Origin of the sequence: Roseibium sp. (assembly GCF_965216085.1) — a bacterium.
Taxonomy (GTDB): domain Bacteria; phylum Pseudomonadota; class Alphaproteobacteria; order Rhizobiales; family Stappiaceae; genus Roseibium.
The window spans coordinates 3,276,534-3,297,330 of the sequence record NZ_OZ244138.1 but is presented as its reverse complement, the minus strand read 5'-3'; the positions used below and the strand labels follow the sequence as shown (position 1 = coordinate 3,297,330).

The window sequence follows — 20,797 nt, the reverse complement described above, 5'->3', positions numbered from 1 at the left end:
ACCGCAAAATACTAATTAAAGTCTGCAAGAGAAACTGTTTTTGCCATAAGTATTCGACCCTTCGGAGAGTAGAATATGATTGGGGTTTTTGCAAATTTTTCCTTCTTTACATTTTCAAAGTAAAATCCTTCTGTGTCATGGGTGAATTTAACTTTTAAATAAGTATCTTCGGAGTATCTCTGAAAAAATCGACTGTCAAAGCTATTGCCTTCTTTCAGTAATTTATTTCCTTCGAAAACGTCTATGAGAACGTCATGTTCTTCGAAAATTGATATTGCATGTTCTATTTCAATCCCAAAAGAGTTTGGGCTGAAAGCAATTGTTTCTCCTTGGTCTCCTGAAGTGGAGCTAATCGTAACCGTTTCATCATTGAAGTAGTAAGTTGCGAAGAAATACAAATTCGAAGTGGATATAGTTCCGTCTTCTTTTTCGTAACTCGCTATTATTTCAGTTCCAGTAACTCGTGCTTTCTCATCACTGGAGTCAGTATTGTTTTCAGGCTTTCGAGGAGAATTGTTTTCATCGGTCTGGCTGCCATTCTTCTTTCTAACATAAGCTGTAGCGGCCTTTTCTCCGTCATTCGGTGTAAGAATCGGTGAGTTGAAGTCTTTTACAAAAGCGCCGATTGGACCAAATTCGCTAGCCCCTCGGCATTCATTTTTGTGGATCGGATTATAATATGGGACTAGGATACCTGCTTTTTCCCAAACAAGTGATAGATTATAGTCGTGTAAGTTTTGAAGAATATGCTGCACTTTATCTATTTTGGAGTCATGTTCCCATCTGTCTACATCGCTTGCCCACATTAGATGGGTGCGGTTAGTTGCACGGGTAGAATTGAATATTGCCTTGGGCTCGCTTTTGTCGAAGTCTCTGAAGTCACAAAAAGATGGATTCTTTGCCACAACTGGATCAATTGTAAAAGCCAGAATAAATAGTGCTATGTTCACAATAGAAATTTCGTTTTTGCAATACATCAGGCGCCTCCTAATAGGCTCAGTCCCAATTTGTAACTGAAAAATATACTGCCGCGAAATGCTGCAAATAGCAACTATTGGTGGTTGTGGTGGAGTAGGGGGCAGTCAAATAGTGGCTTGTTCATGTGGAGAATTGAACGCACTCTTTGGTATTTCATTAAAAAGCCAATGGCATTGATCCGTAATAGAAGGCAGATTTCGAGATCAGCAATAATCAAGCTTTCTCAACCAGACAAAATCGATTTGGGAAGGGTCATGCACATTCTGGCGCTTTTGGAGCTAGGAATTAAGAGAACAGGTTGAGGAGAATTCTCAATGACAAACAAACTCAAAATCTCATCCAAAGAACTGGTGGCGCAAGCGCGGTCTCAGATTGAGGAGATTGATGCCAAAGACGCCATTGCACTGGTAGAAGACCCAAGGGTTCAGTTTGTCGATCTACGCGATATCCGCGAGCGCAAACACTCTGGTTACATTCCCGGCAGTTTTCATTGCCCTCGCGGAATGACGGAATTTTGGATCGATCCGGAAAGCCCTTATTTCAAAGAGATTTTCGGCGAGGACAAGAAGTTCGTCTTCCACTGCGCCGCTGGCTGGCGCTCGGCGCTGACGGTTGCGACCCTTAAGTCCATGGGGTTTGAGGCAACCCACATCACGGATGGGTTTGCTGATTGGGTGAAACAGGGTGGTCCGGTGGAAAAGGACGACTGAGCTGAAGCGAACTTGTCACCTTCGACACCAGCATCGTGCTTCTGCAGCGTTTGATTAGGCACAGTGCGATAACACCCGCACACCCGTCATCCCCGATTCATTCGGGGATCCTATCCACAGCTCCGCGCATTCCGATTTATTGTTCGGATAAAGAATTGTCACCGGGTTTGTGCTCGCTCCGGCGGCCACAGGTACCAGTGGATCCCCGAATGAATCGGGGATGACCGAAGAGAATGTGGCGCTGCTGGGTCAAACGCCGCATCCAATCAGGCGGCAAGCGCGGCCAACAGCTCCGGCACTTGGCCGATGTGATCGATCTGGAAAAACCTGTCCGTGGTTTCGGGCGTGTCCGCTTCTTCGAGTGCCCGGGTCCGGCTGAACGGCACATGGGTGCCGAAGGATCCGGCTTTGAGTGCCGGCAGGACATCCGATTTCAGCGAATTGCCGATCATCATGGCTTCTTGAGCTCCTTTCCCATGGCGGTGGAACAGGGTTTCGTAAGTTTCCGGCGTCTTTTCCGAGACGATCTCAATGGCATCGAAATACCGGTCCAGGCCGGAGCCGACCGCCTTCCGCTCCTGATCAAAGAGATCGCCCTTCGTGATCATGACGATTTTATAGTCATTTTGTTTGACCGTCTTCAGCGTCTCAATGACATGGGGCAGGGGGGCTGCGGGTTCAGCCAAGATCTCCCGGCCGGCGTCCAGGATTTGCGAAATAACATCAGCTGGCACCTGGCGGTCGGTCACCTCAATGGCGGTTTCGATCATCGACAAGGTGAAACTCTTGATGCCGTAGCCGTAGTGCAGAATGTTGCGTTTTTCTGCTTCCAAAAGATGCGCTTTCAGACCCGCGACATCGGTGTAATCCGCCAAAAGTTCTGCAAATCGCTGTTCGGTCAGGCGGAACAAATGTTCGTTGTGCCAAAGCGTGTCGTCGGCATCAAAACCCAATGTGGTGATCTTTGTTGTCACAATCGTCCCGTATCGCCCTGAAACACCGCCTTGCGGCGACCCAACCCTGATATTGCGGGGGAGACTATTTCGGCAGAGTCAAAATCAAGTGTGTCTGTGAGGTGGCATTTGATGGAATTCGGTAAGGAAGTGTTAGGGATGACACGAAGAGCTGAAATTCGATAGCGAAGCTTCCCACTATGTGTCACCCCGGACTTGATCCGGGTTCCAGTCCACAGAGCGTCAACGGCCAGAAGCTTATGAGCCTATCTGTAGCCCGTCCAAAACGGGCTCTTTCCCTACGGTTCTGCAAACGCGTAGACCCGGATCAGTCCGGGGTGACACCAGTTGAGAATTTGAAGACCTCACCCCGCCTCTTCAAACTCAGCTGACAGCTCCAGCCAGTCTTCTTCGGTCTTGACCAGTTTTTTCTCGCAAAAGGCGCGTTACTTGGCGAATGAGTTTAGGGGTGTCAGTCAAAATTAATAGTCAAAATTGCATAAGAGAAAACTCGAGGTGGGTTTTTGCATTATTTGGGACTAGCGATTTGGTCAGGTTTGTTCAGGCAGTTTTAGCTGCCGTTGGGCTCGCAAGCATAGGTGTTGTTTTCTATGCATGGGAGATCAAGGACCCGAGAGATTGGGGGTTAGCTTTTGGTGCGCTTGCAATCACTCTGGTTCTGACTGTCATTGTATGGGTGTTGAAGGCTTTTCCTCGCCCAAAGCCAGCGACAACGATTTCTATTCCAGAGAAATCCGCGGGTTCTCGCCCGAGTTCCGCGAAAAGAACGTCTGGATCGACTATAGATTTCACTGCTGTAGAAAGTCCGAGTAACGCCTATGAATCTGGCAAAAAAGATCTGAAACAAAATGATTATCTTGGGGCAGCACCTGCTGGTCCCTCTTTCGCTCTCGTCATGGGCGTTAGTTTGACACGCTGTGGGGGAGACCCTGCAAAATTCCAGCCCCCACCATCCTATGGTGAACTGAGCAAACCGGAAAAGGACGCCGTTTCACTAATCTATACTGGCCTGTTCGGGAGCGCGCGCGATGTGCACGAGATCATCAGTTCCATTCATGGCGCCAAACTGTTCGAACCAGTGTTTATGCTGTTTAAGGAAGCCGAGAAGTATTGGGGGTTAAAAAGCGCTGATCCAGATACATCAATTTTGCAGCGGGTAATTGAAGAAAACAGACAGCCAGTACAGGTATTCAAGAAAACCGAATTCAATGGCGCCGGTATGATCGTGCCATATGCGATGCAGATCGTCGAAATCATCGTTGAAGAAGGCGGAATGCCGAGTGTTGAAGAGAGCAAAACCACTCGAGCTGAAATCAAGTCAACTGAGCCGGTAACACTTCTGCGTGCACCTCGGTTAAATGGGGTGTTTTGGGAGGGGGCGCGGAGTTGGTTTGGCGGATTGCCGCGCTTGGGTAATCAAGCCTGGCCACGAACGCGTAAAACAAAAACTCCGATGGCCTTTTTGACGCAGATTGATCTTGCTCATTTCAGAGAAATTGGCGGGTCGGATTTGTTACCAGCTGACGGGTGGTTGGCGTTTTTTCTGGATGGCGATGGGCGTGAGTGTTCTGTGCTGCATATCGATAGCGTGGATCTGCCAGCGCGAACGCCGCCACCGCCAGATGCAATACGAAATTGGCATTGGTTTGGACGGCATGGTGTAGCAACTGATTTCTTGTATGGTCCTCCTTCAAAATTCGAACTCCCTTATTTCCCAATTGATCTAATAAAAGCTGGACTGTGTTCCAATTCAGATATTCAGACTGCGATTGCGTCCATAAATATGCATGCTCCGCTTCAGATGAATGGGCCTTCAAAAACTCTTGTTAATGAAGCCACAAGCGAAACTGCGATTTTTTTTGGTCACACGGCTCAGCATTTAGCTGCAGTTTTGCGGATCGCAGCCGGGAAAACTGGCGATTTAATAAAGAAGAAAGCTAAGTATGTTAGCGAAGAACAAAGAATTGAGCTTGAGCAAGCAGAACCAAGATTTATTAGTCTGTGCCAGGAAATCGACCTTTGGTCGAATGCAATACCGCTCTATTCAATACTGCCTACGGAAGATGCCGAACGTCTCAAAGAATATTTCATAAAGCTTCAAGCAAACGAGTTTGATGGGTTCATGCAAGGTAATCGGCTTCTGAAGGGTAACCTGTTGTTGTCTACCTACTTCGCATTCTATGCGTCTTCAGATGACGTATTTAGGCTGCTTCCCAAGACAATTCAGAGCGAACTATCGGAAAATCGTCGTCTTCCTGCGGGGCACTGGCACCAGATGTTTGGTGCTGGATTTGATATTCAAGGCAATGCGTCATTCGAACATGCAAACGATCATATGCTTCTGCAGCTTTGTTACGATGACATAATGGGCTGGCGATTTGGTGATGTTGGAGTGTTTCAGTTCTGGATTTCGCCGAAGAACCTCAAAAAAAGACGTTGGGACAAAGTCTCAGTGACGTTCGAAGGTCACTGAGACATTTGAAGTAGTAGAAATCTCACCCCGCCTCTTCAAACTCTGCGGACAGCTCCAGCCATTCTTCTTCCGTTTTGACCAGCTTTTTCTCGCAAAAGGCGCGTTCTTTGGCGAATTTGGTGGCGCGGTCGGGGTCGGTTTGGAAAAACTCCGGATCTGAAAGCATGTCGTCGATCTTGGCGATCTTTTCCTGAAGACGCGCCATTTCCTTTTCTGCCGCGTCGATCTTCTGTTTCAGCGGTTTTAGTTGGCTGCGCTTTTGGGCCGCTTCCCGGCGTTTTTCTTGGGAGGAGGCCGCTTCCGTTTCCGCTGCCGCCGCCTTGTCGCGCGCTTTCCGGGCCGCTTCCGGGCCTTGCAGGATCAGACGTTTATAATCCTCCATATCGCCGTCATACGGCTCGACCTTGCCACCCGCTACCAGCCAGAGCCGGTCGGCGCAGGCCTCCACCAGGTGGCGGTCGTGGCTGATCAAGACAACAGCGCCTTGATATTCGTTCAGCGCCATCACCAGCGCTTCGCGGCTGTCGATGTCGAGGTGGTTGGTCGGCTCATCAAGAATGAGAAGGTGCGGGCCGTCAAAGGTTGCCAAACCAAGCAACAGCCGCGCTTTTTCGCCGCCCGAAAGATCCTTGGCCGGCGTTTCCTGGCGGTCGGTCGGCAGGCCAAAGCGGGCAACGCGGGCCCGGACCTTGGCCTCCGGGGCCTCGGGCATCAGCGCACGGACGTGAGAGACCGCGCTTTCTGCAGGCCGCAGTTCATCGAGCTGGTGCTGGGCGAAAAACGCGATCTTCAGTTTCGACGCCTTGGTGATGTCGCCGTCCATGGCCGCCAAGCGGTTGGAAATCAGCTTGGCGAAGGTGGACTTGCCGTTGCCGTTGGCCCCAAGGAGCGCAATCCGGTCGTCGGTGTCGATGTTGAGTGTCAGACGCGACAGGATCTTGGTGTCGCCATAACCCGTCGACACACCCTCCAGCTTGATGATCGGTGGGGCGAGCCGGCCGTCCGGATCCGGGAAGTGGATTGGCTTGGAGCTTTCTTCGGTGAGCGCTGCGATCGGCTCCATCTTCTCCAGCATTTTGAGGCGCGCCTGCGCTTGCCGGGCTTTGGAGGCCTTGTAGCGGAAGCGGTCGACGAAGGCCTGCATGTGCTGGCGTTGCGCGTCCTGCTTCACTTTGGCTTTCTCGGCAAGGATCATCGCTTCGCGCCGCTGCCGGTCGAAACTGTCATAGCCGCCGGAGTAATAGGTCATCTTGCCACGGTCGAGGTGGACGATGCTGTCGACCGCTTTGTTCAAAAGATCCCGGTCGTGGGAGATCAGCAAGACCTGATGCGGATAACGCGCAACATAGTTTTCCAGCCAGAGCGTGCCTTCCAGATCAAGGTAGTTGGTCGGCTCGTCCAGCAGCAGGAGATCGGGTTCGGAAAAGAGCACGGCTGCCAGGGCGACGCGCATCCGCCAACCGCCGGAGAAGGCCGAGCAAGGCCGTTGCTGTGCCGCAGCATCAAACCCCAGACCAGACAGAATAGCGCCGGCGCGTGCTTCCGCCGTATGCGCACCTATATCGGCAAGGCGGGTGTGAATCTCGGCGATTTTATCCGGGTCGGTTTCCGTTTCAGCATCGGCCAGAAGTCTGGTGCGCTCGGTATCGGCCGCCAGCACCACCTCCATCAGCGTATCTTCCGTGCCCGGTGCTTCCTGGGCCACCTGGCCGATGCGCGCGCGCTTGGGGATCTGCACCGAGCCGGTTTCCGACGACAGGTCGCCGGTGATGATCTTGAACAAAGTCGATTTGCCCGCGCCATTGCGGCCGACAAGACCGGTTTTGGCCTTGGCTGGCAGGGTTACGCTGGCTTTGTCGATCAGGAGACGGTCCCCGATCCGGTAGGATAATTCCGATATCTGCAACATGGGGCGGATCAATGGCCGAGCTTTTTCAAACTTGCAAGACCAAAGCGCTGCCGGTGTGCTTTCCCGATGCCACCTGTGGCAAAGCTGCAAGGCCTTGCCACAGGTTATATCTGTTAGTTCTCCAAAAACGACAGGATCTCATTCAAGATCAATCTGTGTTGCGCTTCCCGTTCGTCCGTTCCTTTCAGGCAGACGATTTCATCGCCCGGCTCGTGTTCTTTCAAGATGGCATAGCCCTCTGGTTTGCAGACGCCCATGAAGTCGAAGTGCCCTGCGCTTTTAAGCTCGATATGCTGTACCAGCTCAGTCGGGAGCACCTTGGCAAGCGCGCGGGACTCCAGATCCTGGTCCAGCATATCGGCGCGTCCGGCGCCAAGAACGAGAACCGGGATCGCCACCGATGACAGGCTTGATCGCGACAGAACCGGTGTGCCGCCCAGGTCCAGGCTGATGATCTTTTGGAGGCGGCTGTCTCGAAGGATTTGTGACATTGCCCGCCGGTCTGCAGGCGTTTCGGCAACGGACCAACCCCGCAGGATGTCGCAAACAACGGGGATTTGGGCATCGCCAAAGCAGCCCTCATCATAGAGTGTGGTGTCAAACAGGGCCCCACCTGCAAGCATCACCGTAAAACCGCCAAGTGAATGGCCGGCAGCGTAAATCTTGTCCGGATCAATCCGATCACTCCAGTCGCTGTTTTCCGTCAAAAAGCTGATCAGCCGTGTGAGGTCCTTCGGGCGATCCCACAGCTGGCGTGCGTGATTGGGATCCCGCAGGAAGGAACTGGTTCCAGGATGATTGACCATGGCGACAATGTAACCCCGGCGCGCAAGCGCCGACCCAAGCCAAGCTTGGTTGAAGGTGTTGCCATACATGCCATGGGAGACAACTAGCAGCGGAAAACGCGCGTCCACCATCGGGGCGCCTTGATCTGCCGGCGCCATTTGCCAGACACGGCTTTTATCTGCTTGCGGCGAGCGCTCTGGCGTCGGGGTTGGGTACCAAATGTGCCCTGACAACGGGCGGTCCGTCCGGCTGTCGTCAATGACGAGTTCCTGAACGCCCGGGCCAAATTCCGGGCCGGCGGGCTTTTCTGGTGATGAGGCAAAGGCCGCATTCGCCAGGAATGTAAGGCTTGCGAACAGGGCAAGGGCAGGGCGCAAATAAGAAGCGGAAAGGGACATGAAAGCTCCAAAGTCGATGTTTGGTCCCTTCGAGGTGTGGCCGGAAACGTCATGTTGACAAGCGCCGGACGCCCTGTGTCCTGTCCTCAAACGTGTTAAAGGACAGCCGCCAAGGAATTTCTCCCACTAACTGGATCACCATGATCAGCATTCCCGTCTCTTTTTTGCTTGCAACGGTGTTTTTGCTGCTGTGGGTGTCCGTTCTTTTTAGTCGCTCCATTCCTAGGCGAGCGCGGTTTTGTTTTCTCGTGCTGCTGACAGTCCTTGTTATCGAAGCGGTCCTTGTGGGTATGCGGTTCGCATTCGGTTTCGATCAGTTTGTGATCGTTCAAAGGACGCTGGCGATCTGGATTTCACCGCTCTCTTACCTAAGCTTTCTGGCTTTGTCCGAGCCGGCCGAACGTTTGCGGCGACTGATGGTGCTGCATGGCGCAATCGCACTGACAGCCTCCGGTGTGTTGCTGTTGCCTGTTCCGATCTTCACGCTGATTGATGGTGTTGTTGCCGTGAGTTTCGGCGTCTACACGGTTTTGCTGGTTCAGCATTGGCGGCGTGGCCCTGACGCCTTGTCGCAAATCCCGACAGGTGTGACGGGCCGCTGGAACAGGATAGAAGCAGGTGCTGCTGGCGCGATGTTCGCAACGCTTGTGATTGATGGCGGCATTGCCCTCTTGTTTTTCTGGGCTGATGTCGAAGCGGCGGCCCGGCTACTGTCTTTGGCGACGCTTGCCGGGTTGGCGGGTGCGGCAGGCTTGGTTCTTTGGATCGGACGGGCCGACAGAAAAGCATCCGAGGAGAGGCAGCAGGGCACTCCTTCAGAAGAGTTTGCAAATGTCGTGGCTGCAGCACGAACTATATTGGCCGATCAGGAGTTGTTTCGGGATGATACGCTCACCGCATCCAGATTGGCCCGACGGGTTGGCGTGCCTGACCGGGAGTTGTCCCGGGCAATCAATCTGGCAGCTGGGATGAGCGTGAGCCAGTTCGTCAACCAGTTCCGTTTGGAGGAAGCGGCCAGGCTGCTACGCGAAACAGAGGATCCTGTCACGCAGGTGCTCGAAGCTGCAGGTTTTTTAACGCGCTCGAATTTTTATAAGGAATTTCAAAAACGGTTTGATCTTTCCCCGGGTGCTTACCGCAAGAAGCACCAAGCTGCGGCCTAGGCCGTGTGGACGAATTGGAGATGTCTTTCGCTGGGATTTGCTGCGTTCAAGATCAAGAAAATCTGGCGCAGGTGATGCTGGCGCATCATCAAGCCGGATTTACGTAGCGGATTGAGCGCTGCAGGCCCAGCCCTTCGGGTGAAACAAAGGGCAGCAATCTGACGTGGACTGCCCCTTGACCGTATCACTGATACACTCTGTGGGTCTTTCCACGCCATCTTTCGCCCTTCGTCTCACGAAAGGTGTCTCCAATTTGACCACACGGCCTAGTCTTCGTTTGCGATTTCGTCCAAGTAAAGTTCGGCAAAGGCGCCGAGCAATTCATGGCACAGCGTGACAGAGCGATCGTTTGCATCCCAATAGGCGTTTGACCCGCCGCAGGACGTTGTCCGGAGTGTAATCTGTTCCGGTAGCTTAAAATAGGTATCCAGGTCTTCGGCCACCTGTTCCAGGATCTCAGCTTCTTTCATAAACAGGACGACGCTCTCAAGGCCTTCAGAAGCTGGTTCATGAGAAACCGTAACCTTGCCTCCTGGCTCGTCGCTGTCACTCGTGTGCGGATCCGTCACTTCCCGCCAGGAATCGGATGTTTGTGCATAGTCGTAGGCACAGCTCTCGATCCGCTCATCCGGCATTTCAAGATCGCGGGCAATATCTGCGAAGGTTTCTTCGTCGGCGCCGACCATCAGGCACAGGATCCGGTACCCGCGCTGTTCATCAAGATCGTGTTCGCCATAAAAGACCAGATCATTTTCCTCATCCGAGGAGACGAGAAACCAGCCGATCATGGCATTGATCAACAAAAGGTCCCGGTCGTCCGTTTCATCGGACAGCATGACGATGGTTGCCAGATTGTCGACCGCGTCTTCTTCTTGACCCAAAACGGGAATGCGGAATTCGGAAATCAGCATATGTCCGGCTTCGTGGTACGTGGTGAAAAGCGCGTTACCGCCGACAAAGACAAGCAAGTTTTCCAGTTCTTCTGAAGAAAGTTCAGCCAGGCGCTCATCCAGGGAAAGCCCGTTATCGGCTTTGCCGTCGGCCATCGCGGCAAAGGGCAAAGTTGCCGAAAAAAATCCAAGGCAAACAAAGGCGAGCAAGTTGCGGAGCCAGCTGGCAAAATTGGGCGAAGGGAGGCGCATTCAACAAGCCTTGTTTACAAGTTCACGTACAGTTCAAAAACCAGATTAGGCGGCATTTCGGGTCATTGCCAGCGGCGAAGTCATCCGTCCTTCCACCATCGACATGAAAATGTCATGGCCCGCCCCCCCTTGCGGGCAGGGCAAGGCCCCGTTATTAAGGCCGCGAAATTTCTCAAAAAGACCATAGGACACGGCGGACTTGGCCGGTCCCACCCTCTAGTTCAAGAAAGACGATGAAATGGCGATTGAACGCACGTTTTCCATGATCAAGCCGGACGCCACCAAGCGGAACCTGACCGGTGCCATCATCAAAAAATTCGAAGATGCCGGCCTTCGCGTCGTAGCCTCCAAGCGCGTATGGATGTCCATCCGTGAAGCGGAAGCCTTCTATGCTGTTCACAAAGAGCGTCCGTTCTTCGGCGAACTGACCGAATTCATGTCCTCCGGCCCGACCGTTGTTCAGGTTCTGGAAGGTGAAAACGCGATTGCGAAAAACCGCGAAGTCATGGGCGCCACCAACCCGGCCGACGCTGACGAAGGCACGATCCGTAAGGAGTTCGCCCTGTCCATCGGCGAAAACTCCGTTCACGGCTCCGACGCTCCGGAAACCGCTGCAGAAGAAATCGCCTTCTGGTTCTCCGGCACCGAGCTGGTCGGCTAAATTTTCTCGTCATTATTTGACGTTTCGAACCGGCTCCCATCTGGGGGCCGGTTTTTTTTATTGTCCGGCAAAATGGCACTTTGTTACACGCAGAAACATTTTAAGACGCCTTGGCGACAGCATTCTTTTGACAGGGCGGCCATATAAGACATGTCTTGGGCGAAAGACATGGGAGAACTGAAATGCGCACTACGGCATTTCTCATTTGCGCATTGGCGGTAACGCCCGCCGGTGCACACGACAGCGCGTCACCGATTTCCGGTGAAGAAGACCTGGAACACAGTCATTTCGGCGAAAATATTCTGCACCTGCTGGTACCCGAAGCAGAGGCGTCCGCGGACATCACGGTAGACGGCAACAAGCGTCGGATCCGCGCCAATGGCTATCCGATCAAGTCGCCAGGCAGTTTTCCGAACCGCAACAATCCGCATCGCATCTCGAAAAAGAACTACAATTTGAAAGTGCCGCTGGCCCCACGCAAAAACGGCCGCGCAACCAACGCCCAAGGGTCTGTCTTCGGCATTGCTCTCAACGGCGTTGTTATGGATCCGGGAACCGCCGAATACTGGCAAAACAACCGGAGATCCGGCTGGAATTATGAGGCCATGGGCGGGGCCTGCAAACTGGGTCTGGACAAATACAATGCCCATGTGCAGCCCGATGGAACCTATCATTATCACGGCATTCCAACGGGTGTTTTAGCTTCAGAAGGTGGGCGGTCTGTACCGGCGCTGATTGGTTATGCCGCCGATGGGTTCCCGATTTACGGACCCTACGGCTATTCCAATCCGCAAAAGAAATCCGGCATCAAAAAGCTGAAAAGCAGCTACCGGATAAAAAATGGCACACGGCCGAGCGGACCGGGTGGGCGCTACAACGGCAAATTCACCCAGGACTGGGCCTATGTGCGCGGCGCCGGTGATTTGGACCAGTGCAACGGCCGGTTTGCTGTCACTCCGGAATATCCCAAAGGCACTTATCATTATGTGCTGACAGATCAGTTTCCCTATATTCCACGCTGCTGGATGGGGTCGCCGGACAACAGTTTTAAGCGGCTGAAGCGCCGGGCGGATGTAGATGCCGGTGAGGCCGAAGCCCAATTTGCGGCCTTGGCGGAAGAAACGGACACTTCCGCGCAAACCATCGACTTTACTGCCTTTTCTGACAACAGCGACACCGCGTTGACGCTCATTCAGGCGCAGGGCGGGCATAGGCCCCGGTTCCTTCAAGGCGGTCACCGTCCACCGCCGCCAGGCGCTGGGCCCCGTCAAGGGCAACGCCGCCAGGGCGGCCGCGGGCCTTGCAGTGGCAGCTGAATAAAGCAACAAGAGTGCGTGGCGCCACGCACTCTTTTCCATTCTTGGAATGTGCCTGCGTCCAATACTTTGGGGATTAGGGGCAAATTGATGAAACGGAAAATCTTGCTGGCGTTCGTTGTCGGGTTGCTGGCTGCACCACATGCATGGGCAGCAGACGAAGCTGGCGCCAGTTTCATGGAGCGATGGGACATCAACAACGACGGAGAGGTGTCCGTCGAAGAAGCCGAAAAGCGCAGACAAGCTCTCTTTGCAAAACTGGATGCCAACAAGGACGGCTATCTGGACAGCAACGAATTTTCAGCAGCGAGCGCGGAGCAGTCAGAACCGGCAAATACAACCATCTTAAGAGGTCTGGACCTGAACGACATCAACGGTGACGGCAAGGTGTCTGCCGGTGAGTTCATGTCGAATTCCGGCAGCTGGGTCGACATGATGGACGGCAACAACGATGGCGTCGTGACAATCGAGGAATTTCAAACCAAGTGGCACGACCGAGACGCCCGCATCAGACTGCGCGGCGGGTAGGCGGGATAACAGAAATGTCACCCAAACAATGCGGTGCTTGACGGTTCGGCGCCTTTACATGGATAAGGATCGTTCGTGTTCAAAGACCGGAATGATCCATGACGCAGCAGCCGCCAAAATCAGCCTTTTCTGCCTGTCCCCATGACTGTCCGTCCACCTGTGCGCTGGATGTCAGTTTTGATGACCAGGGCAAGATCAAGCGGCTGAACGGGGCCAAGGACAATGCCTATACCGCCGGTGTCGTCTGCGCCAAGGTCGCGCGATATGCAGAGCGTCTTTATCACCCCGAGCGCTTGCTGAAACCCCTACGCCGTACCGGCAAAAAGGGGGAGGGCCGGTTCGAGGAAATTACCTGGGACGCTGCGCTCGATCTGATCGCCCAGAAGTTTTTGGCAGCGGAAGCGGACTTCGGTGCTGAGAGCGTCTGGCCCTATCACTATGCCGGCACTATGGGCCTGGTGCAGCGTGACAGCATTCATCGCCTCCGTCATGCCAAGGGTTATTCGCGTCAGTTCGACAGTTTCTGCACCAATATGGCTTGGACTGGTTATGTCGCCGGAACCGGCAAACTTGCAGGTCCCGACCCGCGCGAAATGGCGCTCTCCGATCAGATTGTCATCTGGGGAACCAACCCTGTTGCGACCCAAGTCAACGTCATGACCCACGCGATTGCCGCCCGCAAGAAACGTGGCGCGAAGATCATCGTCATCGATGTCTATAAGACCGAGACCATGAAACAGGCGGATATTGGCCTGGTTCTGAAACCGGGAACCGATGCAGCACTTGCCTGCGCGATCATGCATGTGCTTTTTCGCGACGGCTTTGCCGATTGGGAATATCTTAATAAATACACGGACTTCCCAAAAGAACTAGACTCACATCTTCAACAACGCACTCCGGAGTGGGCAGCCGGGATCACCGGCCTGGATGTTCAACATATTGAAGAGGTTGCCAAGCTGATCGGCGAGGTCAAAAAGACCTTCTTCCGGCTGGGCTACGGGTTCACCCGGGCGCGCAATGGGGCGGTTGCCATGCACGCTGCTGCCTCGATTGCCGCTGTCACCGGCTGCTGGCAATATGAAGGCGGCGGTGCGTTCCACAACAATGGCGCCATCTATCAGCTGAATAAGGAAATGATCGAGGCGGGCAGTCTCATTGATCCGTCGGTGCGAGCCCTCGATCAGAGCCTGATCGGCCGCATTCTGACCGGCGATGAAGAGGCACTTCTGGGCGGTCCGCCGGTAAAAGCGATGCTGATCCAGAACACCAATCCGATGTCGGTTGCTCCCGAACAAGAGCTGGTCCGGCAAGGGTTTCACAGCGAAGATCTTTTCACCGTCGTCCATGAGCAGTTCATGACAGAGACGGCAGAGATGGCCGATATCGTCCTGCCGGCAACGCAATTCCTCGAGCATGACGACATCTATAAAGGTGGTGGCCACCAATATATCCTTTTAGGACCAAAGGTGGTTGAGCCGCCGGAAGGTCCGAAGGAAAATCTTTTTGTTTTGAATGAGATCGCAGCCCGCGTTGACTCAAAATCTCATCAAGGTTTTGAAATGAGCGCGCGCGATCATATCGGCTGGATGCTGGAAAACTCCGGCTATGGCTCTTTGGAAGAGTTGGAAGCGTCCAAGTGGATCGATCTGCAGCCGGAGTTTGACGACGCGCATTATCTAAATGGCTTTGGCCATGCCGACGGCAAGTTCCATTTCAAGCCGGACTGGGGCCGGTCGGCCGCACCAAACAAACCGGCGGGTGAACCCTTTGGTCCGTGGCAGCAGATGCCTGAACTGCCGGATCAATGGGAGGCGATCGAAGCAGCCAGCGAAGACCATCCGCTACGGCTGGTGACAGCTCCGGCGCGCTCGTTCCTAAATTCCAGTTTCAATGAGACAGAAGGATCGCGCAAAAAAGAAGGTCGGCCGGAAGCCTGGTTGCGTCCGGAAGATGCGGCCCGGTTCGGGATAGAGGACGGTGCGAAGGTTAAAATGGGCAACCGCCGGGGTGCTGTCATTTTGCATGCCCGTCTCGTGGAAACAGTCGCGCCTGGCACGGTAATTTCTGAAGGCATCTGGCCGAATGAGGCATTTGAGGACGGTCGCGGCATTAATACGCTCACCGGCGCAGATCCCGTCCCACCGTATGGCGGCGCGGCCTATCACGACACGGCGGTGTGGTTACGGGCAGTCTAGATTCTGCGATGACAAACGTTTATCGGAATAGGGCCTGTCCGATCAGGAAACTCGCGGCTCTTCCGCAGTGGAATATTATCCTGTCGATTGAATTTGCTGACAAATTCAAAATAATGAAACAGAATCAGCGAATCCGAGAAACGTATTATTGATTTGAGTATTTGAATGTCGTTTGGTCAGTTTCAGGAAGTTTCCGCGAAGCGGACCTTATAGATTGTGGATCGGAATGATTTTTGGGACGGTGGTTTTTTCGATCGGCTGGTCGAACTCCTCCGTGCCACATGAAATACTTAACGGAGTTAGACGTGATGAAACCAAGCCAATTGAAATCCGTTTGTCTTTGGCTTGCCACACTTGGCGTGTTCCCAACTCCGGTCCTGGCGTCAACATCAGAGAAAATGGCGCAAACAGTTCCTTGGTGGGCGCCGCCGGGAGAAACGGATACCACGGCCTTTTCGGCGCTCATCCTGCTCTTTCTCTTGGTCTTCGCTGTTTTCCACCTCTATGCGCGGTTCGACCGCTTTGCCGAGCGGCACAATGAGGGGACGCCGCTTCAAACCACCATTCCAACGTTATTGATGGTCGCGTTTGCCTATGAGATTTTTCCACCCTTAAGTCATTTCAGCATTCTTCTGCCGTTGTCCTTGATCGCGACCGCCCTTGCACGCGATTTGATGCTTTGGTTTGAGCCCATGAAGGAACACACCCTCAAAGGAGAGCTGGAAGGCCTCATGCTTGAAGAGTTGCAGCATGAGCATCTGGGCGAGCATGACCGGTATGGCAATCGGGTCCGGCCTTCACCGAAAATAGAACCCAACATTCCAGCGGCTCAGACCGTTGAACCCGGCTCGGAGGCAAACGGTCCACCGCCCGCGCCAACAAAAAAAGCATCGCCGAAATCTGCGGGAGTGACCGACAATGATTGAGTTGACCGTAACGTCGATCCCGTTCGTTTTGCGTATCCTCTATCTTCGCTGGCGGGGAATTCCGATCACGCTCTACAACGTGCATATCGCTTTGTTCGCCTGGCTGGCCTTGGCCTTTGCGGTGTTCTTTACCGTTTTCTACTACTATCCAAAGTCTTACACCGGATTTGTGCCGTTTCGGACTGTCCCTGTCGTCAGTGAGAATGGCGGCACCGTGACGCGCATTGAAGTAGACAACGGATCGAGAGTAGAGCCAGGCCAAATCCTGTTTGCAGTCAGTGATGAAACAGAGCAGGCTGCAGTGCGGACAGCCGAATTGAAGCTGGTCGAAATCGAGAAGTCCTTTGCTCTGGCGCAAGCTCAAGTCCGTTCGGCTGAAGCTTCTGTGGACAGGGAAAAGGCGATCCTACAACAAGCATCTGAAGTTTTTGAAGACCAGGAAGAGCTACGTCTCCGAAAGTCGGCAGCCTATACCGCAAGCCGTTATGAAGCAGCCGTTGCTGATATGGATGCAGCTGAAGCAAAAGTTTCGCAAGCGCAAGCGGCGCTTGATGAGGCCAATCTTCAATTGGACGAAGTTCTTCCAGCCCAACGGGAAAGTGCCAATTCCGCTCTGAAACAAGCAAATGTGGAATTGGAAAAAACGGTTGTCCGGTCTCAGGTAGATGGGGTGATTGATCAGCTGACCTTGCATGTTGGTGCGCGCGCATCCCAAATCGCGACCAGTCCGGCGATGTTGATTATCCCCGACCGGGATCCTGAGCATCCCAAACGGGTTCTTGCAGGGTTCTCGCAAGTTGCGCGCTCAATCCTTTATGTCGGTATGCCCGCCGAGGTCGCCTGCGACACCAATTTCAACATTGCTATGGTGGATGCGGTTCTTCCGGCGCGCATTGTCGGTATCCAGCCTGAAATTGCGGCTGGTCAAATAACAGCGACAGGCCGATTGCTGGAACCTTCACAGTTCTCGGCGCGCGGTGAAGTGACGGTTCTGCTTGAGATGGTCTATCCCGAACACGAGCAGAAGTTGATCAATGGCAGTGGCTGTATAGTTCAGACCTACGACCGAAATCTCGGTCACGGGTTGATGGGGCACGTTTTGGGCGGTCTTGGGATCATCAAGGCCTGGGGCCTTCGCATCAAGGTGTGGATCGCTCTGGTCTCTGGCGTTGGGCTTGCTGGTGGCGGGCACTAATTGGCGAAGAATGTAGGGCTCTGCGCCGCAGGGCCCGGATCGTCAAAATAGGCCCTGACAATGAGACTAGGACGCAAACAGACCAATGCAACAAAAAACTCCGGCCCCCTCCCTCGGGATTGAGGGATGGGGCGGGGGCCGGGCCGCCGGTTCCGCTGGAGTGCCGTCCCAAGGATGAACGGCAAACAGCGTTCCCGAATTTCTGTTTTGTCGCTTTAAGAAGCTGATCCAGGAGCATAGACGCGAAACCAAGGCTCGGATCCACGGCAGGGCTGCGCCTTGAAAGAGCCGCGTCCCAGGGGAGTTAACCCGGCGCCGTGTCGGATTGGGCGTCTTCCGCCGTCACCAGCTGGCCTTCCTGGGCCTTGTAGAAATACTGGCTCGCCACCAGCCAGCCTTTCAAGGGGCGCAGCATTGGAATGCAGGTCAATAGGATCAGCGGCAGAGTGGTGAACAAATGGACCCAGTAGGGCGCCTGGAACGCGATCTCCAGCCAAATGCCAAAGGTCACCGCTGGAACGCAGCCAAAACAGATCACAAAAAACGCCGGGCCATCTGCCGGATCGGCAAAGCTGTAATCCAGACCGCAATGTTTGCAGCCCTTGGCCATGGTCAGGAAGCCGTCGAAAATTTTGCCCTCACCGCAGCGCGGGCAGCGGCCTTTGATGCCGGTTTGAAATGGCGGCAGCTTTGGCCAGCTGTGCTGTGTGCTCATCTCTCGAGCCTTTCAGATGTTCACATGCCTGCGCCTGAAACCACAACAGGTCTATGCGGTCATTTGCAGTCAATTGGAGAAATCACTTCATTTTGTCTGCAGTCAAAAATACCTGATTGTGCGCAAGCTGCAAGCCCTCGGGTTGCGGCATTTTGGTTCCAATGGTCCGATTCCGGTATGGTTCAAGCACTCAGAAATAGGCCGAGGCTTGTTCGGGCGACGTTTCCAGAAGGGTTGCAATGCTCTCCAAAGCACTGTCCAAGGTGCTTCGGGAGACCGGTCCGCCAAGGCACAGGCGAACAGCCTCTGCCGGGGTGCCTTGAACCGTAAAGGCGTCGCTTTCTGTAATGCCAAGGCCGAGGCCGCGCACCTGGCTGGCAAAAGCGGCGCGGGTCCAGCCGTTTTTCAGGGCAAGCCACAGATGAAACCCGTTTGGGTTGGCCAGGTAGTCCCGGCTTTGCAGCCTTTTGGCCGCGAGCTTCTGCCGCCCGGCACTTTCAACTGCAATGGTTGAGGAGATTTCTGCGGCTGTCCCGTCCAGCACCCATTGGCTGGCCAGCGCCACCATCAAGGGGGGCGGCATGACGTGCGATGCGCGCAGCGCCCGCGACAACTGCCAAGCTGCCTTTTTGTTCGGCGCCTGTACATAAGCAACCCGCAAGCCTGCACCCAAAGACTTCGACAAGGAGCCGATATACCAAGTGTTCTGCGGTGCCAAACCTGCAAAGGGAAGCGGGGCAACCGGCAAAAGCGGGCTATAGGGGTCGTCTTCCAGGATCGGAATGTTGTAGCGTGCTGCGATTTCCACCAAGGCCTGCCGGCGGTCCAGCGGAACGGTTCGGGTGGTGGGGTTTTGCAGCGTTGGATTGAGATAAAGCGCCTTTAATTCATTCGTTTGGCAGGCAGCTTCCAGTGCGTCCGGTTCGATCCCGTCAGCATCCATCGGCAGGCCAATCAGTTTGAGACCCATTTGGGCACCAAGTGAGCGAAGCCCCGGATACGTGATCCTCTCGCACGCGATCAAATCGCCTGGCTGTGTCAGCCCGCTCAATATGGCCGCCAGTGCCGCCTGGGCCCCGGGTGTAATCTGGATCCGCTCCGGGTCAGCTATCAGGCCGGACCGCTGCAGCCAAGTGATTGTAGCTTCGAGAGCCGGCTCGCAGCCGTCAAAGGTCTGATAGCGCATTAAGGGGATCAGGTCCGCGGAGAGGGCGGTGAGACTGTTCCGCATTTTGGATTTCAAAGCCGGATCATCAGGTTCCGGCGGGAGATTCATGGATGTGTCAGCCGGGCAGGGTCGGCGGGACGAAGTGGTCTCAGCGCGGTTCGGAGCTGGTTGGTAGGTTTCTGAGACAAAGGTGCCGCTGCCAACCTGGGAGGATATCACACCGCGCCGTTGGGCTTCGGTATAACCGCGGGCGACCGTTGTGAAATCGAGACCCAGCTGGGCGGCCAGGCGCCGCTGTGCCGGTAGCCGGTCACCGGCTTTTAGGCGGCCAGCGGCGATATCTTGTTCGATCTGGTCAGCCAGTGCGAGATACCGGGGAGCATTGCTTCGGGTAAGGTCGGGACGCCAGTTGGTCATCTAAGGTCATTCCAGTAAATTGACTGCATAATGACTGTATATACAGTTCGATCCATTTTGTCACCTGCTGCAAAAAAGCCAGACGGATGGAGAAAAGTTCCGAACGATCTGCAGCTACCCGGATCAGCCGTCCGCTCTATAATCGGGCCGGACGGCGGACAGCGATGGAACTAAACATGACGATCAAAAGTATGGCTTTGGCTATTTTAGCGTTGGGGGGAATGACCTGCGGCAGCCTTGCAGATGAAAAAGCGCCGCCGATTGGGCCGGCGGTGAAGGATCTGCCGCTGTTTGACGCTCACATGCATTACAAGGAGCCTGCTTGGCAGAGATATTCGGTCGAAACGGTCGTCGAACTGATGGACCGGAACGGGGTTGCCATGGCGCTCGTCTCGTCAACGCCCGATGAGGGCACCATCATGCTTTTCGAATACGCGCCAAGCCGGATCGTGCCGGAGTTGCGCCCTTATCATGGCAGCGCCGGGTCGTCGAACTGGACCAAAATGGACGGCATGGAGGAGTATCTTCAAGGCCGCTTGGAAACCTATCCCCATGAAGGGATTGGCGAATTCCACATCCACCAGCTGGATACGTCCGACGAGCCGCTGTTCCGCAAGATCATCAAGATGGCGAAGGACCGGGATATTTATCTTCATGTCCATTCTGGTGCCGAGCCCATCCGCTGGCTTTATGGGCTCGACCCCGATGTCAAAATCATATGGGCCCATGCCGGCCTCTCAACATCTGCCCAGGAGGTCTATGGGCTGATGGACGAATTTCCGGAGCTTCTGGCCGATACGTCTTTACGGGAGTGGGACATTGCCGGACCGGGCGACAAACTCAGCCCGGACTGGGTGGAAATTATATTGGATTTCCAGGACCGGCTGATGATCGGCAGTGACACTTGGGTCAACAGCCAGTGGGAAAACTATTCGGCGATCATGGACATGAACCGGATGTGGCTGTCCCAATTCCCCAGACCAATCGCCGAAAAACTCGCCTACAAAAACGCCGAACGGGTTTTTGGCCGGACGATTTCCATGGGGCAGATCGGGACGCGGTGAGGGTGAGTTTGTGATTTGTTAACTGTTGATATGGTTCTGCGGGGTGTTGACCGATGTGGAACAGAACGAGTACAAATGA

Annotated in this window: 17 protein-coding genes; 10 read left to right on the top strand and 7 right to left on the bottom strand. The window is 54.3% G+C overall.

The window, feature by feature from the left end; translation table 11 throughout:
• Positions 1–11: 11 nt before the first annotated feature.
• Positions 12–977 (bottom strand): hypothetical protein, encoded by a 966-nt coding sequence (locus ACOOFE_RS15480; RefSeq protein WP_420410882.1) that lies wholly within the window; start codon positions 975–977, stop codon positions 12–14.
• 315 nt (positions 978–1,292) lie between these two features.
• Here ACOOFE_RS15480 and ACOOFE_RS15475 point away from each other — a divergent pair, with 315 nt between their 5' ends.
• Positions 1,293–1,688 carry a rhodanese-like domain-containing protein gene (locus ACOOFE_RS15475; RefSeq protein WP_420410881.1) on the top strand — a complete coding sequence of 132 codons (396 nt, stop codon included), beginning with the start codon at positions 1,293–1,295 and terminating at the stop codon, positions 1,686–1,688.
• A 266-nt stretch (positions 1,689–1,954) separates the two neighbouring features.
• Here ACOOFE_RS15475 and ACOOFE_RS15470 read toward each other — a convergent pair whose 3' ends face one another.
• Positions 1,955–2,662, bottom strand: a complete 708-nt coding sequence (locus ACOOFE_RS15470; RefSeq protein ID WP_420410880.1) for an HAD family hydrolase — start codon at positions 2,660–2,662, stop codon at positions 1,955–1,957.
• Positions 2,663–3,110: 448 nt separating this feature from the next.
• Between ACOOFE_RS15470 and ACOOFE_RS15465 the strand changes: the two genes are divergently transcribed.
• Complete coding sequence (locus ACOOFE_RS15465; RefSeq protein ID WP_420410879.1) at positions 3,111–5,135, top strand: DUF1963 domain-containing protein; 2,025 nt, start codon at positions 3,111–3,113, stop codon at positions 5,133–5,135.
• A gap of 22 nt (positions 5,136–5,157) precedes the next feature.
• Here the strand turns inward: ACOOFE_RS15465 and ACOOFE_RS15460 are convergent, their stop codons facing one another.
• The gene (locus ACOOFE_RS15460) at positions 5,158–7,044 is read right to left on the bottom strand and encodes an ABC-F family ATP-binding cassette domain-containing protein (RefSeq protein ID WP_420410878.1); all 1,887 of its coding nucleotides are present in this window, start codon (positions 7,042–7,044) and stop codon (positions 5,158–5,160) included.
• A gap of 113 nt (positions 7,045–7,157) precedes the next feature.
• A complete protein-coding gene (locus tag ACOOFE_RS15455) occupies positions 7,158–8,228 on the bottom strand; it encodes an alpha/beta hydrolase family protein (protein WP_420410877.1) in 1,071 nt (356 codons plus the stop codon).
• Positions 8,229–8,476: 248 nt separating this feature from the next.
• Here ACOOFE_RS15455 and ACOOFE_RS15450 point away from each other — a divergent pair, with 248 nt between their 5' ends.
• On the top strand, positions 8,477–9,391 hold the full coding sequence (locus ACOOFE_RS15450) for a helix-turn-helix domain-containing protein (RefSeq protein WP_420410876.1): 915 nt from the start codon (positions 8,477–8,479) through the stop codon (positions 9,389–9,391).
• 266 nt (positions 9,392–9,657) lie between these two features.
• Here the strand turns inward: ACOOFE_RS15450 and ACOOFE_RS15445 are convergent, their stop codons facing one another.
• Positions 9,658–10,533 carry a DUF4344 domain-containing metallopeptidase gene (locus ACOOFE_RS15445; RefSeq protein ID WP_420410875.1) on the bottom strand — a complete coding sequence of 292 codons (876 nt, stop codon included), beginning with the start codon at positions 10,531–10,533 and terminating at the stop codon, positions 9,658–9,660.
• A gap of 238 nt (positions 10,534–10,771) precedes the next feature.
• Here ACOOFE_RS15445 and ndk point away from each other — a divergent pair, with 238 nt between their 5' ends.
• From ndk to ACOOFE_RS15415, 6 genes are all read left to right on the top strand, one after another.
• Positions 10,772–11,194 carry a nucleoside-diphosphate kinase gene (gene ndk / locus ACOOFE_RS15440; protein WP_133950293.1) on the top strand — a complete coding sequence of 141 codons (423 nt, stop codon included), beginning with the start codon at positions 10,772–10,774 and terminating at the stop codon, positions 11,192–11,194.
• Positions 11,195–11,376: 182 nt separating this feature from the next.
• A complete protein-coding gene (locus ACOOFE_RS15435) occupies positions 11,377–12,510 on the top strand; it encodes a YHYH protein (RefSeq protein WP_420410874.1) in 1,134 nt (377 codons plus the stop codon).
• A 90-nt stretch (positions 12,511–12,600) separates the two neighbouring features.
• Positions 12,601–13,038 (top strand): EF-hand domain-containing protein, encoded by a 438-nt coding sequence (locus ACOOFE_RS15430; protein ID WP_420410873.1) that lies wholly within the window; start codon positions 12,601–12,603, stop codon positions 13,036–13,038.
• Positions 13,039–13,136: 98 nt separating this feature from the next.
• Positions 13,137–15,233 (top strand): molybdopterin-containing oxidoreductase family protein, encoded by a 2,097-nt coding sequence (locus ACOOFE_RS15425; RefSeq protein WP_420410872.1) that lies wholly within the window; start codon positions 13,137–13,139, stop codon positions 15,231–15,233.
• A 308-nt stretch (positions 15,234–15,541) separates the two neighbouring features.
• A complete protein-coding gene (locus ACOOFE_RS15420) occupies positions 15,542–16,159 on the top strand; it encodes a hypothetical protein (protein WP_420410871.1) in 618 nt (205 codons plus the stop codon).
• Positions 16,152–17,354 (top strand): HlyD family secretion protein, encoded by a 1,203-nt coding sequence (locus ACOOFE_RS15415; RefSeq protein WP_141187140.1) that lies wholly within the window; start codon positions 16,152–16,154, stop codon positions 17,352–17,354. The genes ACOOFE_RS15420 and ACOOFE_RS15415 overlap by 8 nt, the downstream gene beginning before the upstream one ends.
• 304 nt (positions 17,355–17,658) lie before the next feature.
• Here ACOOFE_RS15415 and ACOOFE_RS15410 read toward each other — a convergent pair whose 3' ends face one another.
• Both ACOOFE_RS15410 and ACOOFE_RS15405 read right to left on the bottom strand, forming a co-directional pair.
• Positions 17,659–18,069: a DUF983 domain-containing protein gene (locus ACOOFE_RS15410; protein ID WP_141187139.1), complete on the bottom strand. Its 411-nt coding sequence runs from the start codon at positions 18,067–18,069 to the stop codon at positions 17,659–17,661.
• Between the two features lie 190 nt (positions 18,070–18,259).
• Positions 18,260–19,654 (bottom strand): PLP-dependent aminotransferase family protein, encoded by a 1,395-nt coding sequence (locus ACOOFE_RS15405; protein WP_420410870.1) that lies wholly within the window; start codon positions 19,652–19,654, stop codon positions 18,260–18,262.
• A 176-nt stretch (positions 19,655–19,830) separates the two neighbouring features.
• Between ACOOFE_RS15405 and ACOOFE_RS15400 the strand changes: the two genes are divergently transcribed.
• On the top strand, positions 19,831–20,718 hold the full coding sequence (locus ACOOFE_RS15400) for an amidohydrolase family protein (RefSeq protein ID WP_420410869.1): 888 nt from the start codon (positions 19,831–19,833) through the stop codon (positions 20,716–20,718).
• The last annotated feature ends 79 nt before the right edge of the window (positions 20,719–20,797 follow it).

What these genes read in the sequence shown, in the direction of transcription:
- ndk (WP_133950293.1), top strand. Translation starts at nt 10,772, where the DNA reads ATGGCGATTGAACGCACGTTTTCCATGATCAAGCCGGACGCCACCAAG.
- ACOOFE_RS15445 (WP_420410875.1), bottom strand. Translation starts at nt 10,533, where the DNA reads ATGCGCCTCCCTTCGCCCAATTTTGCCAGCTGGCTCCGCAACTTGCTC.
- ACOOFE_RS15460 (WP_420410878.1), bottom strand. Translation starts at nt 7,044, where the DNA reads ATGTTGCAGATATCGGAATTATCCTACCGGATCGGGGACCGTCTCCTG.
- ACOOFE_RS15400 (WP_420410869.1), top strand. Translation starts at nt 19,831, where the DNA reads ATGACGATCAAAAGTATGGCTTTGGCTATTTTAGCGTTGGGGGGAATG.
- ACOOFE_RS15455 (WP_420410877.1), bottom strand. Translation starts at nt 8,228, where the DNA reads ATGTCCCTTTCCGCTTCTTATTTGCGCCCTGCCCTTGCCCTGTTCGCA.
- ACOOFE_RS15405 (WP_420410870.1), bottom strand. Translation starts at nt 19,654, where the DNA reads ATGACCAACTGGCGTCCCGACCTTACCCGAAGCAATGCTCCCCGGTAT.
- ACOOFE_RS15475 (WP_420410881.1), top strand. Translation starts at nt 1,293, where the DNA reads ATGACAAACAAACTCAAAATCTCATCCAAAGAACTGGTGGCGCAAGCG.
- ACOOFE_RS15480 (WP_420410882.1), bottom strand. Translation starts at nt 977, where the DNA reads ATGTATTGCAAAAACGAAATTTCTATTGTGAACATAGCACTATTTATT.
- ACOOFE_RS15425 (WP_420410872.1), top strand. Translation starts at nt 13,137, where the DNA reads ATGACGCAGCAGCCGCCAAAATCAGCCTTTTCTGCCTGTCCCCATGAC.
- ACOOFE_RS15410 (WP_141187139.1), bottom strand. Translation starts at nt 18,069, where the DNA reads ATGAGCACACAGCACAGCTGGCCAAAGCTGCCGCCATTTCAAACCGGC.
- ACOOFE_RS15430 (WP_420410873.1), top strand. Translation starts at nt 12,601, where the DNA reads ATGAAACGGAAAATCTTGCTGGCGTTCGTTGTCGGGTTGCTGGCTGCA.
- ACOOFE_RS15435 (WP_420410874.1), top strand. Translation starts at nt 11,377, where the DNA reads ATGCGCACTACGGCATTTCTCATTTGCGCATTGGCGGTAACGCCCGCC.
- ACOOFE_RS15420 (WP_420410871.1), top strand. Translation starts at nt 15,542, where the DNA reads ATGAAACCAAGCCAATTGAAATCCGTTTGTCTTTGGCTTGCCACACTT.
- ACOOFE_RS15415 (WP_141187140.1), top strand. Translation starts at nt 16,152, where the DNA reads ATGATTGAGTTGACCGTAACGTCGATCCCGTTCGTTTTGCGTATCCTC.